The organism is Microbulbifer maximicatervae (SeqCode), assembly GCF_052467385.1.
Genome location: NZ_CP174311.1, coordinates 3,633,128 through 3,647,847 on the forward strand (window position 1 = coordinate 3,633,128; position 14,720 = coordinate 3,647,847).

A 14,720-nucleotide genomic window follows, 5' to 3' on the forward strand; every position below is an offset into this window, starting at 1 on the left:
ATTAAGCGTAGCGTTATACCTAAACATGAATAAAAGAAAGTACTGGAAATGTATGTTATTGCTACCATTCTTGGCTATGATAATACCAGCAATACTTGTGGGTATGCTGATGGCTGGTATTGGCTATATTATCTTTGCAGTATTCAGTTTTTTCATAGTTGATCGCCTGAGCGACAAAGAGATAAATATATATTTGATTTTCTCTCCTGTAATCGCAAGTGTGTTTCAAATATTTAGCCTGATCAATCCACTTTTATGGTTAGGTAAAGAAAGCATCAGTATCAATAGTGCCATTGAGTTCATGGAACTTTTGTTTATAGCAACTATATTCTTTGGCTATCTTTTTTTGTTTGTTGCAATGGCTATTTATAAGCTACTTAGTTGGCAAGGTGTGTTTAGTGCTCAAAAGGTATAATAATACGTCCAATGGCCGCCCACTACGTGGGTTGGACCGCGAAAAGCACTGCTTCACAGCAACGTGGCCCATTAACTCTGTGTTAACAGACTAGAGGAAGTATGGAGCTAGAAACAAGACAGAACGCATTTGATCTTAGAAAGGCTTTAGGTGCTCCAGAACACCTTTAAATGCACGCTACTCTTGTAGGCGAAGCTGCCGATCTACTTCTAAGCGGGTTATCTGGTATGGAGGTACCTGTTTAAGGAGAGTTAATGAGAATGAGGATAGCACTCCATGACATCGGAAAAATCATTCACACTCACGATATGACTGGCTCTGAACATGAACCAGATGGCGAAAACCTATTGTTAGAAAAGGGGACATCTCCCAGATTGGCAAGATGTTGCATGCCATTTCCTCGCTGGCAGGAAATGGTATCCTCTCTTGAAGAACTGCTTATAGCTCTATTGGGCAAGCTATGGAAGGGTAATCGAGTTGAAGATCTTGAGATCTTGAATATCGATCACATAGCTCAACAACAGTCGGTGGATCGGTGGCACATGTATGAGCCACTAGATTCGCTATTAGAATCAATCGCAGCTGATGGCTATACCCGTCGCATCAGCTGTTAACAAGCCAAGACATGGGAACAAAAACCACCGTTGGTGGTATTAGACATACGGAACTAAGGAGAAAGTTTGAATATCAATTGGAAACCGAAGGCATGGATTGCGGTACTGTTAGGTGTAGTCCTACAAGCGTTCACATTTCTGTACTTAAATAGGCCAAAACTGTTTTGGCTCTATGTCCTTCTTTCTTGTATTGTTTCTATACTTGACTGGAAGTATCAAACTCTATTTGCGGCCATTTTTTCATTGATCTGCCCAATACATGCGTATTTTGTTGTAAAGAATTTTGAGAGTTCTAGTGAGCGGGGTTGGTACTCCAAGTGGTGGGGCATCCCTGCCATCTATATTACGTTTTTTACAACAGTCTTTCTATTTAGGTCTTTCCTATACGAGCCTTTTCTTTTTCCTTCCGCATCAATGCAACCAACAATAGATAACGGAAACTACATCGTTGTTCAGAAGTTAGGCTATCGCACATATGGAACGTATGGTGCTTCTTTAACCAGCGGGAATATAACTTCAACAGATCTAATGCGGAGAGGAAAATTGTATGCGTTCTATCCGCCTCATAAGGACACTCCTTTTATCAAGAGATTGATCGCTCTACCTGGTGATAGGATTGCTATCAAAGGCAATGACATTACTATTAATGGCTCTTTATTAACCACAAATCTACTATACGAAACAGATCATCTAGCAGTCTATGAGCAGCACTTGAATGGTATCACGTATTTGATTCAACGAATGAAAATGCGTCCAGCTAGTGATATGGAGGAAATTGTAGTACCTGAGAAAAGCTATTTCTTCATGGGTGACAACCGAGACAACTCAGCAGATAGCAGGTTTTGGGGCTATGTTACCAGCAATCGCATAATTGGAGAGGTCGTGCATATCTTCAAGTAAAGGCCTAATAAAACAATCAAGCGAGACGGCTTAGAGCCGTCGGTTATTTTAGCGTTGTGTATACAGGATAAATCCGTGTCAACCTTTCTAAAAATAATATTTTTTGGTGCAACAATACAACTAAATCAAAATCCAATTACAGTTAATGACAATCCAGTAATACTTATCCCAGCCCAAAAGTTAAATGTGGTTACTATGGGGGCAAATCTAAAAATTGATACATCTAGTGAGATTAATGCTTCTGCTATCCTTGAGGCACGTGAAATAGCTGATAGAAAGTACCCTGAAGGATGTGTTACCGCAGAATTAATAGCCTTAGATGATAAGGCTTATCTTTTTCAGAATACTGGCATGATATGGTCTAATAACAGTACTATGATTACTCTAAGCGCTAAGGACAAGCTTAATACTAAACTTGAATTTAAAAAGGTAATACTAAAATCATGTAATGTTATTAGAAATACAACTATCAAATGGTCAAATTACAAACACTAATCGAGATACTTAATAAGTTTGTCTTGTTCGATCCAACCATGAAAAGTATAGCCCCACAGGACGCGCTAACGTGAACATCAAATCAAAGCGTATGTTTACTTAGGCACTCAAATGAAATGGGTTAAGCGAAGTATATTCACAATCATCGTATCTATAGTCGGGTATCTATTTTTTCTGCACGCTGGGACGGCAAGTGATGGTGACGAATATTTGAAATGGTATTATAAAATCGAATTTGCCATAGCGATTGTGTGTTGGTGGCCAGTATCAATATATCTTGGCATTCAAGAGCTATTGGATATAGGCAACACTATTCTAGGTTTTGAAGTATGGGTAATCCAGGCTCTAGGTTATCTAATAGCCTTCAGTCTTTATGAAAGAGCTAAAAAACATAACTCAGGTGTCCGGTAGTTTCTAGCTACCAGCCCCCACACCGCCTATCGTGCGGGTCAGAGATGGGCAGCTCCCTCTCAATAATGAATCTCTACTCAACAATACTGTCGAGCAGCTCTTCATTTGAGTTGGAACAATCTTGGGGGCCCATAAATTGGGCACCTATGGCATATTGGTAGGTGAGTTCAACACTAACCCAGCGATTACATGCAGCAAATAGGGATCGCTAGCAAAGGCATCCTATATCAAAACCGCTACCTCACCATGGTTTTGACATGGATGCTTTGGGACATCCGTAACAACAGCGGGGCTATCAACGATCTCCTCTTCCAATTGCCCGCTCCTTTTGTACACGTATATATATTTCTTCACGGTGAACGGGCAGGGATTTGGGAGCAAGTATGCCTATCTTCACTTGATTACCTTTAACTTCCAGTACGGTAATTGAGACATTTGCTCCAATCCTTAAATTTTGACCCGTCCGGCGCTTTAAGACCAACATATTTGTTTCCTCTAAGGCTCAAACCATTTGTTGGCCGCCCTTAATGGAAGGCTTTATAAGTAACTTTTTGAGGATATATGAGGTGGTGCACGAGAACGGTAGGCATAGAAGAAGAAAAGGCGGGCACTACGCTCCCAGAGCTTGGAGAACCTCTCCAAACTGCTCAATACTCTCCAGTTTATTGAAGACGAGCGGGTTTCTAGCGTATGATCCATATAGCCATTTTGATAGTTCGGTTATCAATTTGGTTAGCTGGCCCCTGGTGTTCCACCACCTCGGGTCAGCGCCTTTTACTTGCTTTTACGTCACAATACCGCTCTCCTTTGACGGGCTGATTCTTAGAAAATTATTGACTTGGTTAAACTTCTTTGGTAGATAGATTTTTTAAAAGGCAGCTCAACGCCGACCAAAATACCAATAAGTATCCATTGATTTTACGCAGCTTTGACACTAAAACAAACTTAATAAAATCCAATAAGATTATTTTTGTGCCTATATTTTTTAACTTAGCGATTTGAATAATCTGAGTTACGCATATAATTAGCCACTTATGCTGATGCTTCCATTAGGCTCACACGAAAGAATTCAGAAGAATAGATCTTCAATACTGCTACTTACCGCAAGCCCCCTTCTTCTTACAGTCAAAATTGCTTAGTATTTTTAATATATTGTGAGGATTTTAGGTAATCAGTCTATTAGGAATAGCAATGGTGTTATTTTATAACCCTTTAGGGTTTGGACTTTTTGATGCGACACCCCCTAAGAACTCACTTCACTCATAGGGTGAAACTATAAATTCTAAATGTTCGTAGTGTATCTCAGAAAGTGAAGCCCAATCGAAATATACGTGTATCGAGCCCGTTAGCCGTGCCTTAATAGCCAACATAAAAAACCGGGAAAGGTAACCCGTACTTTCACCTCCGTGCTTGATACTAAGAAATTAATTTCACCACTACAGCGCCTGCTGAAGAGCCCTCTCCGCGCCACGATTTAACTCGCTAGGGGTGAGATTGCGGAGTAATTCAGGTGTAGCACAACAGTTAGCGACTAGCGCTTTTATCACTTAAGCACACCAACTCTGGTGCCGCTCATCCAAGGGCAGTGAGCCGATATAAATTCCTATGGAATTCCTGGCTTGTTTGTGTAGAGTACGCCTGTCTACTGCTAGCTTCCATTACTACTGCCAAGTGTGTTGGTTAGTGTGGGAACTTAGGCTGCAATTAATCCTTTGCTTGGTCTAGAATTGGCTCCAATGGTGGGGCTCTACCTATCCCCTCGCGGTGGAGGCATTAAGATCAAGTTCGAATTAGAGCAACCATACAAGCTTGCGAGGACATGCACTACTTTAACAAACTGCTAAGCCCCCAAAGAAAAGCCCATCACTGGCAAGTTGCCTTAGTTATTAGTCCACACTAATTGGAACATCGTATTTTATGAGCAAGAAGGCATTTGGAATTAATGAATTTATTATCCTCACCACCCTACTGGCAATGCTTGGCTTGCTGGCCATCCGGTTTTTGAATCCTGAGATGCTAAATCTGTCCATTTTTAATACTCGGGCAGGCTCCTTTTTACTTGGCTGCGCATTTTGTTACTTCACTCTAAATGAGTTCAAAACGGCCATAGCTAAAGATGAGTGGGGCCCAAATAGAATTGCAGGCATTATTCGTGTTCCCCTATATTTCGCTGCAGCTTTATTTCTATTTTACTTGACCGCAAGCGGGGGGAATTAATGGGTAGCGAGAGAATTCCTGTCAGAAATAAGAGCCCCTATAACTGGTAGGTCGCAACAATTATAGAGAGGTTTCAATTTGATGATGAGGAACTCGACAATATACGCTAGCGCTGCCGGGCATTCTCACATGTTGTGATATTAAATCGCTCTTAATCTATACAGATTTCTGTTGAGGTATCTCTACTATGCTTAGTCCGAAACTCTCGTGGAGATTGCCCTGTCCACTTCTTAAAGCTTCGTGAAAAACTACTGGTATCACTGAATCCTAATTTGTAGGCGATTGACGTGATCGGGGTATCGTTTTGCTTAAGATACTGCATAGCCTGATACTGGCGTATTTCATCTAGCACAGTCTGATAGCTGGAACCTCTTTCTTTTAGTTTTCTATACAAACCACGGCAACTAATACCAAGCTCCTTGGCCACGATCTCTTGTGAAAAATTACCTGAAGCCATCAGATCAACAAGCACTCTACTGGCCATACTAACTATGTCATTCTTCTGCAAACGCTCCAAGTAACTAATTAGGGCTTGCTCGTTGACCCTGACCAGCTCATCGTTTCCCGAAGAGAGCTTTCGATCAACAAACTCTTGTTTAAATCTAATCTCACAAATGTCTGCCGAAAAGTTAATTGGGCACTTATACATCAATTGATGGCTCTCAAGGGTGGCAGGTCTGGGCCTCTCCAGGTTAATAGAAATCAAATGGTCATGTACATCAGGGCATATCTTTCTGATGGACTTTATTAACAAAGCCATAAAGGCATCTATAGCATGAATACTTGGATCATATGGGAAATTGTCAACCTTTTCCCAGGATACTACTACTTGTTTCTGTTCACCATGAACATTGATTCGCATAGCGGTGGTAACCACTTCTGAGAATCGAGCAGATCTTAGTAAACTCTCCCTGATGGAGCTACTGGCCAAGTGGGCATAACTCAGGGCATGAAGGTTTGTATGACTCACATACTTAGTGACTTGCAGGCCGATACAATCATCACCTGATATGGATTCAGCGAGCCCCCATAGTTTTTTCATATTCTCTAAAGGAATTCTCTGGTTCGCATCCACTATGCATTTGGGGTCAATTTCTGCACGCCGCAAAATTTCTTGGGTAGAACAGAATGGTTTTAGGGTCTCAATAATAGGTAATACCCAAGTTGCAATGGTCGTGTGTCCATACTCAGCCATCTACAAGTGTGTCCTAATTGGTCAAGAGATTGGCTTTATTTGCAAAGAAACCTAAAAGCCAAATGATTAGCATCTAATCAATCACTTCCTTATTTACCAAGATTATCCTAACGATCCTGACATGTTAAGAGGATCTAGTCACCTAAAAGATAGCCAACCGACGTTGGTAATTGGAAATATGAAAAATCCCATAAAAAGAATAGCACGTCTGGTAGGGGTTACATTATCCATCACTCACCTAGGTGTTGCTGCTAGTGAGCCCACACAGGTTTTCTGGGGAGATATGCACCTTCATACCTCCTATTCGTTCGATGCCTTCTTAAGCCAAAATTATTCGGCAACTCCAGACACTGCTTATCGCTGGGCCAAGGGACAGCCGGTTATTCACCCCTACACTCATGCGAAAGTACGTATAGACACCCCGTTGGATTTTCTCGTGGTTTCAGATCACGCTGAAGGGCTGGGTGTTATGAGGGCAGTGGTGAATAAGACAGATGAGCTAGACAGCGATATGTCCTTATACCAGTCGATGATGCGCTGGTTTGCCAAGCAGCATATCCGATATAAAGTATCTATTAATGAAGGTATGGATATTTTCAATGAGTTACTGCCCGCTAAGGCTCTCGACACAGTAGCTCCCGCCGACCCTGTCCAGGACCCGGCTAACAAGTTCCCAGAGCCGGTTCTTGGTGATTTGGATAAAACCCGGACAAGTGCATGGAGCGCAATAGTCGATGCTGCAGAGCGCCATAACAACCCAGGCACCTTTACCAGTTTTATTGGCTGGGAATGGAGCTCAACCCCAACAGGGGCCAACTTACACCGGGTTGTGGTCTCCCCTGATGGGGCGGATAAAGCTAAGCAGTATCTTCCTTTTGGGGCTGATCAGAGCCAGTACCCAGAAGATTTGTGGTACTGGTTAGATGAGACATCTAAACGAACTGGCAGTGAATTCATTGCGATTCCCCACAACTCCAATGTATCCAAAGGCTATATGTTTGCAGAAACCACTCTGCGTGGTGAGCCAATTGATACCCAGTATGCACGTACACGCATGCGCTGGGAGCCCCTGGTTGAAATAACGCAAATTAAAGGGGACTCAGAAACCCATTCAACGCTTTCCCCGGACGATCCTTTTGCCGACTTTGAGAATTATCCATTTTACCTACAAGCTGACCCAGAGTCGTACCGTGTTGCCAAAGGTGACTTCGTCCGATCGGCCTTGCGTTCTGGGCTGGAAATACAGAAAAAAATTGGTGTAAACCCTTATAAGCTGGGGTTCATAGGGTCCACAGATTCACACACTGGTATGTCAACTGCGGAGGAGAACAACTTTTGGGGCAAGTTTGCCCACGACTCAGTACCAAGCAGCAAGCGAACTAACACTGTCATTGGCGGAACCAAGGCTACAGGTTGGAACATGTCTGCTTCTGGACTCGCCGCCGCTTGGGCAGAAGAAAATACCAGAGAAAGCCTTTTCGCTGCATTTAAACGCCGTGAGGTATACGCCACTACAGGCCCTCGAATTCAGGTGCGCGTCTTTGCAGGCTGGAATTTTCCGAAACACGCTATCGATGCTGAAAATATTGCTGAACTCGGTTATTCCCATGGAGTACCTATGGGGGGTGATTTAGTCAAACCACAAGGAACTGACCAGCCAATTCAGCTACTTATACGCGCGACAAAAGATCCCAAAGGAGCAAATCTGGATCAAATCCAGGTGGTAAAATCTTGGTTGGACGCAGCGGGAAAAAGTCATGAGAAAGTAATTAATGTTGCTTGGTCTGGGGAGCGCACTCTTAATAACCAAGGCCAGTTAAAGCCAGTGGGTGATACCGTGAGTCGAGAAACGGGGCAATACACTAACAATATTGGTTCTATTGAGTTATCGACCTTGTGGCAGGATCCAAGCTTTAATGTAAACGAAAGAGCATTTTACTATGTTCGGGTATTACAAATCCCTACTCCTCGCCATTCACTTTACGATGCAGTGGCCGTAAAAGAAATTAACAACGGAAATATTCAGATACCCTCTGAAGGACCCGCTGTTATCCAGGAGCGCGCTTATACATCCCCAATTTGGTATACCCCCTGATACCGATAGGATACCTCGACGCTACAGCAAGCAAATAGCATATCTAAAAAAGTAGCTTGCATACTGATATCAATACTCTCTGCAGGTTTCAATGGAGGAAGCTTCATGCAGCGGAAATTAGAGATTCTGAAAAGGGAGCCTCTGGTACACTTTTCTATTATCGCTTTAGTACTATTCATTGTAGCAGAGTTATTAATAGAGGAAAATGGAACCAACTATGAAGACACCTTGCTTATCAGCGAGGACATACTAATTGAGCACCTTCAATTCCAGAAAAAAACATTTGATCAAAATTTTGCACGACGTTATTGGGAGGGCTTGCCTCCGCCAGAAAAGTCCAACCTGATTAATGATTACATTAAAGAAGAAGTACTTTACCGAGAAGCCCTTAATCTAGGCCTACAGAAGCATGATCAGATTATACGACGGCGCCTTATTCAAAAGCTGGACTATGTAAATGGTGGCTTTTCCAGTAACACTGACATTAGTGAAGAAGACTTGGAAAACTACTTCCAGCTTCATCACGAAAAATATCGAATTGAAGCATCTATTACCTTCACTCATGTTTTCTTTGATTTTAGACGTCATCCTAAGGACAAGTTAGAGAAGACTGTTAAACAGAGCTTGAACCACTTAATAAAGCAGTCAGTTCCATTCGAGGAATCCGCCTTCTACGGAGACAGATTCATCTTTCACCGGAATTATGTAGATCGTACTCTCCATCTAGTAGCCAGCCACTTCGGCGATGAATTGGCAGAAAGTATCTTTCAACTACAATTGAATACCTGGTCCGGTCCATTTGAATCTCCGTATGGTCTACATCTAATTTTGGTTAGTGAAAACAAAACAAGCCGTCTACCCAGCTTTAGAGAAGCCTCCCCCTTAGTACTTGAGGATTATCGACGAAATAAAATGGAGGAAAACAAACAACTTAGGATACAAGAGCTGTTGGCAGGCTACAGAATAGAGAGGGATGCCTCGATACCATATGTACCTGTGGATATCACCTATGCCCGCTAAAAATCCCTACAAGATCATCAAAGCCCTTCTATTCTTATTGTTACTTACAACAATTAGTAATTGTAGTTTTGCTCATGACGGAAGACCGATATACATTGAGTTAAAAGAAGTCACGGAAAGTAGATATATCCTTCGATGGAAAATCCCGCCTATCATGCAGCCAGGCACTGAACCTGAGATACATTTAAAGGGCGAATTCTGCCAAATACAACCAGAGATAACAGGGCCTGCCGGACCCAACGTGAAGAGTTACCTATGCAGGAACCCCCACCCAAACAATTTTACAAGGCTATATAATCCCCTAACAATAAAAATCACATACCCCATTGCCAATCCAGCCTTATCGAGCTTAATTCATTTTGAAAAATCAGACGGTGACACTATTAATCTCTTTAATGGCCCCAAGGTCTTAAAGATAAATTTACCTTCCCGCCTAACTATTTGGGATTGTGTCAAACAATATATTGAAGCAGGTTTCTTACATATATTGGAGGGCTATGATCATTTACTATTCGTGTTATGTTTAGTCTTTATCGCCAGAAATTTTAGAAGCACTTTAATAGCGATTAGCGGATTTACGTTAGGCCACTCCCTCACCCTGGGACTCGCAAGTTTAGATTTATTCACCATAAGAGTAGACGTTGTTGAAGTGTTGATCCCATTGAGCATTATGCTGTTAGCAGCAGAAATTGTATACGCGCATAATGGACAGAATAAAATGAGCTTAACCCGACGCTACCCTGCGATTGTTGCCAGTGGTTTCGGTTTGCTTCACGGGTTTGGGTTTGCCAGTGCACTAACGGAATTAGGCCTTCCTCACAGCCATAAAATCACCGCATTATTTAGCTTTAATATAGGTGTAGAACTGGGGCAGATATTATTTGTTTTGGTTTTGATTTTCTTATCACCTACAGTTCAGTGGATATTCTCGAACTGGAAGATCTCAATTTTGTATCAACACTTTCTAACACAATCAAAATACGCTATTTATCCAGTTGGAGTAATCAGCGGGTATTGGGCAATTGAAAGGACCGTTGGGCTAATTTCCTAAACAAACAAAGCTTGAATCACAAAAGCTGCTTCAAGACTTACAATCTGCTATCCTCACGCAATCACACAGATCACGGCCTGCAGTAGAGGCCAGATACAAGTATGAATTGACCGCCACTCAATAGAAATTTGTCTAGCTTTGTTAGCCCACACCAAAGTCAGATACAGGCCTTTGTAGAGTTGGAGCAGTTTTCATGACCAAATCTATCACCACTGAAAATAAAGATGTTAAATTTTAGAACAGCACTTATAGAAGACCTTCCTGATTTACTTAAGCTGGAACAGTGTCTTATCGAAGCCGAAAGGCCATACAATTCATCCATTAAAGCTGAATCAGCATTCTATTATGATATGGAAAAGTTGATACTATCTGATGACTCATATCTTCTGGTAGTTGAAATCGAAGGTGAGGTTATTGGAACGGGATATGCCCAGATTCGAAGCTCAAAAATATCCCTTGATCATGAGCGGCATGCTTATCTGGGATTTATGTATGTATCACCAGCGCACCGAGGAAAGGGCATTAACTCAAAGCTAATAGAAAAATTAATTGCATGGGGCAAACAGAATGGAGTTCAAGATTTTTATCTTGATGTTTACTCTCAAAATAGCTCAGCGATAAAAGCCTATGAAAAAGTTGGCTTCCAACCAGCACTTATGGAAATGAAGTTAAATCTTAAATAGAAAGTTCACAGCCTATAAACCCAGGTGATGTCGATGCCTTTGGCTCACCTGATTTACATCAGGCGATTTCAAAGAGTGTTATTAAAGAAGCCTTAGCCAATATACTTCGATCTAAATACCTTCCTGCAAGATTTATAATCAACTTGAAATGGCGGGGTAATTCCCCATCTTAGTAGCGGCTTAATCAGGCTCAGAATCAGATTCCACTTTAGAAAGAGTCAAGAGCAACAGCAAATCAAGCTGTCAAATTATCTATTCCGTTATATTTTATGGCGTAAATTTGTCTTCACTAATTACACGCTTTATCACCCATAAATTATCCCGCCAAAATTTCGCTATTCATCACACTTTTAGTTAGAAAGAACGCATAGTTACCACACTCATAAACGGTTGTGCGCCATAACTTTAGTATTAGAAATACGCACAACCAAAATAATGACATCTATCTAAAAATAAGCCGGAGTCCAAGTGCGCCAGCATAAATGATTTATTGCAGGTGTATTTTTTATAGGTCTACTGCGCTTGTCCGACAGATAACAAAAATGGATTTTGTTCGGGAGATTATGACCATGCGTCTACCTTCGCTTATTGCGATACTATTTTCATTGGTGCTTTTAAGTGCCTGCGGTTCTGATGGAGGCCGGGGCGATGCCGCCGATGACTTGCTCCCGCCCCCTGGCGTCACAGACTCAGATGGTGACGGTATCGATGATGATAATGACAATTGTCCGAGTGTTAGTAATTCAGACCAGGATGATTTAGATGGCGACGGCAGCGGTGATGCCTGTGATACTGATGACGATGGCGACTCCCACCCAGACACTTCAGACAACTGCCCACAAACCCCAAATTCGGACCAAGCCGACAGTGATAGCGACGGCATAGGCAATGCCTGTGACAGTGATCTGGATGGCGACAATGTCCCCAACGATTCTGACAACTGCCCTGCTGATTCAAATAGTGAGCAGGGTGATATCGATGGCGACGGCGTCGGGGATGTGTGCGACAACGACCGCGACGGGGACAATTACACCGACAGTTTGGATAACTGTCCGGACGTAGCCAACCCAGACCAATCAGATCAGGACAATGACGGTATCGGCGACGCCTGTGACGAAGATAGCGATACTGACAATGACGGCCACGACGATGGCCAGGATAACTGCCCAGCCGTATCCAACCCAGATCAAGCCGACCTTGACGGCGACGGCATTGGCGATGCTTGTGACAGCGATGACGACGGTGACGGCGTAGACGATCAAGACGACAACTGCCCAACCGCAGCCAACTCCTCACAAACCGACCAGGATGGCGATGGTATAGGTGATGCCTGTGATGACGATGCGGACAGTGACGGCATCGATAACGAAGATGACAACTGCCCATCCACCCACAACCCGAGCCAAGACGATAACGACGGAGATGGCATTGGCGACGCCTGTGACAGCGACGACGACAATGACTCTGTCGATGATGAGGTCGACAACTGCCCCAGCCATAGCAATACCGACCAAAGTGATATCGACGAAGACGGTGTCGGTGATGCCTGTGATAGCGACCAGGATGGTGACGGTATTGATAACGACGATGACAACTGCCCTGCTACCGCCAATTCAGACCAAAGCGATATCGATGGTGACGGGCAAGGCGATAGCTGTGACAGCGACGATGACGGCGATGGTATAGACGATAGTAATGACAACTGTCCGGCCGTTGCCAACGATGATCAAACCGATACCGACGGCGACGGCACCGGCGATGCCTGCGACAGCGATCGCGATGATGACGGCGTTGAAAATGAAAATGACAATTGCCCGCTGGTACCCAACGCAGATCAAACAGATACAGATGGTGACGGTTACGGAGATGCCTGCGATGACAACACCGATGTCGACGGTGATCAGGTACCTGACAGCGTCGACAACTGTGTACTCATCCCCAACACCGATCAAATAGATCAGGATGGAGATGGTGTCGGGGATGCCTGCGACGAAGACCTGGATGGAGACGGCACCGATAACGATGCCGACAATTGCCCATCAATACCCAACTCAGACCAACTCGATACTGACGGGGATGGCAGCGGCGATATCTGTGATAGCGACGACGACAACGACGGTGTCGATGACACAGCCGATAACTGCCCCACTGAATCCAATAGTGAGCAAACAGATACCGACGGGGATTCAGTCGGTGATGCCTGCGATCCAGACCTCGATGGAGACGGCATCTTTAATGACGACGATAACTGCCCCTACGTCAGCAATACACTACAGGAAGACAGTGACAACGATGGAATCGGCGATGCCTGTGACGGCGACAACGATAACGACGGAGTAGACAACGCCTACGATAACTGCCCGGATACTGCCAACAGCGATCAGTCCGATATCGATCAGGACGGCATTGGTGATGTCTGTGACAGTGATAAAGATGACGACAATGTGCCCAATACTTCCGATAACTGCCCGTCTATTCCAAATAGCGACCAAGCCGATCAGGATGGCGACGGCATCGGCGATCTCTGTGATGACGATAGTGATACCGACAACGATGGCCACGACGATGGTGAAGATAATTGCCCGACGACCCCTAACCCAGATCAATCAGACACGGATGGCGATGGTACCGGCGATGAATGTGATAGTGATGCCGATGGCGACGGCATAGACAACACCGATGACAACTGTCCACTAACGCCAAACGACCAAACTGATACTGACGGTGACGGTATTGGGGATGCCTGTGACGAAGACCTGGATGGTGACGGCGTTAATGATGACGTCGACAACTGCCCAGTGATTCCGAATCCAGGGCAAGAGGACGGCGATAACGACGGTGCCGGAGACGTCTGCGATAACGACCGCGACGATGACGGCCTTGATGATACCGTCGACAACTGCCCGGCGATTCCAAATCCAAACCAAACCGATACCGATGGTGATGGAGAGGGAGATGCATGCGATTCAGACATGGATGGGGACGAGGTAGAAAACGATCTCGATAATTGCCCCCAGACTCACAATCCCGGGCAGGAAGATTCTGATAACGATGGTATCGGCGATGCCTGCGATCTCGAATCAGGCCTGTCCTGTGCAGCGTTTGAAGACTTGGAGATCGTTAACGGTGTAGATGCAGACCTGACTTACGGAATTGAACAGCCCTGTGATGGATGTTCTATTACTGCAGTAGAAAGGGTATTTAACGGCGTCCTATCTGATGCAGCCAGAATGGAAGTTGTTAGCGGTGCGGGCGGCTCTACCCATATTCAAATCAACCACCACTCGGTTAAAGAGGGACGCCATGTGGTCGGTTTCCTGGTAGAGCACACCACACCACTGCTGGATATCATCTACCTCAACACCATCACAATCAGCACCTACCTGGATGGAGTAGCTACTGGGGAGTCCACCAGCGGATATCGTCTGGCCCCATTCAAAGTCAACGGTGCACGCAATCACCGCCTGCTATTAGTCACCACCAATAGCGACTTTGATCAGGTGAGATTAACGCTGGAAGGATTGAGCTTTACCAATAATCAACTGGATGTTTACTTGGCCTGCTCAAAAGCTGTGGGCCAGCCATAACTAAAAGAAGAAATAAAAAGCCCCGGTACGCCGGGGC

12 protein-coding genes are annotated in these 14,720 nt (G+C 44.1%); 10 read left to right on the forward strand and 2 right to left on the reverse strand.

Going from position 1 to position 14,720, the window contains the following annotated elements:
* Positions 1-52: 52 nt before the first annotated feature.
* The 4 genes from ACJJIR_RS15490 to ACJJIR_RS15505 all read left to right on the forward strand — a co-directional run bounded on the left by ACJJIR_RS15490 (position 53) and on the right by ACJJIR_RS15505 (position 2,424).
* The gene (locus ACJJIR_RS15490; RefSeq protein ID WP_444906025.1) at positions 53-415 is read left to right on the forward strand and encodes a hypothetical protein; all 363 of its coding nucleotides are present in this window, start codon (positions 53-55) and stop codon (positions 413-415) included.
* Positions 416-669: 254 nt separating this feature from the next.
* Positions 670-1,029, forward strand: a complete 360-nt coding sequence (locus ACJJIR_RS15495) for a hypothetical protein (protein ID WP_444906026.1) — start codon at positions 670-672, stop codon at positions 1,027-1,029.
* A 66-nt stretch (positions 1,030-1,095) separates the two neighbouring features.
* Complete coding sequence (gene lepB, locus ACJJIR_RS15500; protein ID WP_444906027.1) at positions 1,096-1,929, forward strand: signal peptidase I; 834 nt, start codon at positions 1,096-1,098, stop codon at positions 1,927-1,929.
* A 75-nt stretch (positions 1,930-2,004) separates the two neighbouring features.
* The gene (locus ACJJIR_RS15505) at positions 2,005-2,424 is read left to right on the forward strand and encodes a hypothetical protein (RefSeq protein WP_444906028.1); all 420 of its coding nucleotides are present in this window, start codon (positions 2,005-2,007) and stop codon (positions 2,422-2,424) included.
* Between the two features lie 706 nt (positions 2,425-3,130).
* Here ACJJIR_RS15505 and csrA read toward each other — a convergent pair.
* Positions 3,131-3,319, reverse strand: coding sequence for a carbon storage regulator CsrA (csrA, locus tag ACJJIR_RS15510; RefSeq protein WP_444906029.1), 189 nt, complete (start codon positions 3,317-3,319; stop codon positions 3,131-3,133).
* Between the two features lie 1,433 nt (positions 3,320-4,752).
* Here csrA and ACJJIR_RS15515 point away from each other — a divergent pair.
* Entirely contained in the window at positions 4,753-5,052 is a 300-nt protein-coding gene (locus tag ACJJIR_RS15515; protein WP_444906030.1) for a hypothetical protein, read from the forward strand.
* 151 nt (positions 5,053-5,203) lie between these two features.
* On the opposite strand, the gene ACJJIR_RS15520 is transcribed toward ACJJIR_RS15515, so the two are convergent.
* Entirely contained in the window at positions 5,204-6,247 is a 1,044-nt protein-coding gene (locus ACJJIR_RS15520; protein WP_444906031.1) for an AraC family transcriptional regulator, read from the reverse strand.
* 178 nt (positions 6,248-6,425) lie between these two features.
* Here ACJJIR_RS15520 and ACJJIR_RS15525 point away from each other — a divergent pair, with 178 nt between their 5' ends.
* The 5 genes from ACJJIR_RS15525 (at position 6,426) to ACJJIR_RS15545 (ending at position 14,683) form a co-directional block, all read left to right on the forward strand.
* Complete coding sequence (locus ACJJIR_RS15525; protein WP_444906032.1) at positions 6,426-8,342, forward strand: DUF3604 domain-containing protein; 1,917 nt, start codon at positions 6,426-6,428, stop codon at positions 8,340-8,342.
* A 105-nt stretch (positions 8,343-8,447) separates the two neighbouring features.
* Positions 8,448-9,362 (forward strand): peptidylprolyl isomerase, encoded by a 915-nt coding sequence (locus tag ACJJIR_RS15530; RefSeq protein ID WP_444906033.1) that lies wholly within the window; start codon positions 8,448-8,450, stop codon positions 9,360-9,362.
* Complete coding sequence (locus ACJJIR_RS15535; RefSeq protein ID WP_444906034.1) at positions 9,352-10,413, forward strand: HupE/UreJ family protein; 1,062 nt, start codon at positions 9,352-9,354, stop codon at positions 10,411-10,413. The genes ACJJIR_RS15530 and ACJJIR_RS15535 overlap by 11 nt, the downstream gene beginning before the upstream one ends.
* Positions 10,414-10,637: 224 nt before the next feature.
* Positions 10,638-11,096 carry a GNAT family N-acetyltransferase gene (locus tag ACJJIR_RS15540; protein ID WP_444906035.1) on the forward strand — a complete coding sequence of 153 codons (459 nt, stop codon included), beginning with the start codon at positions 10,638-10,640 and terminating at the stop codon, positions 11,094-11,096.
* Between the two features lie 542 nt (positions 11,097-11,638).
* Positions 11,639-14,683 carry a thrombospondin type 3 repeat-containing protein gene (locus tag ACJJIR_RS15545; protein WP_444906036.1) on the forward strand — a complete coding sequence of 1,015 codons (3,045 nt, stop codon included), beginning with the start codon at positions 11,639-11,641 and terminating at the stop codon, positions 14,681-14,683.
* Positions 14,684-14,720 lie beyond the last annotated feature (37 nt).